The following is a 467-nucleotide window of genomic DNA, read 5'->3' on the forward strand; positions in this document are numbered from 1 at the left end:
GCCCTGTCGCTGCGCCTCCAGGGCCATGCCTTGCGGCGGCTGCTCGGCCTTTTGTTCTTCATCCCAAGCGCGGTCCCTTCGGTGTCTGTCGGCCTTGGCCTGCTGGTTGCCTTCAGCCATCCGCCGCTGCTGCTCAACGGCACGATCGCGATCGTCATGATCGCGCATTTCGTGCTGATCTCGGCTTTCACCTTCGGCAATGTCTCGGCTGGACTGGCGCGGCTTTCGCCCGACTTCGAGCAGGTGGCATCGAGCCTCGGCGCTCGCCCGGCCTACCGGCTTTGGCACGTCACACTGCCCTTGCTCGCACCCTATCTGGTTGCCGCCTTCGGTCTCAGTTTCGCGCTGTCGATGGGGGAACTCGGCGCCACCGTCATGGTCTACCCGCCGGGTTGGGTGACGCTGCCGGTCTCGATCTTCAGCCTTACCGATCGCGGCGACATCTTTGCCGGTGCGGCACTGACAAT

1 protein-coding gene is annotated in these 467 nt (G+C 64.7%); it reads left to right on the forward strand.

Going from position 1 to position 467, the window contains the following annotated elements:
- Positions 1-467: ABC transporter permease subunit (locus ENZ75_RS33950; RefSeq protein ID WP_128278702.1), on the forward strand; the 467-nt coding region annotated here is incomplete at both ends.

Origin of the sequence: Mesorhizobium sp. M7A.F.Ca.CA.002.04.1.1 (assembly GCF_004022805.1) — a bacterium.
GTDB classification, from domain to species: domain Bacteria; phylum Pseudomonadota; class Alphaproteobacteria; order Rhizobiales; family Rhizobiaceae; genus Mesorhizobium; species Mesorhizobium ciceri.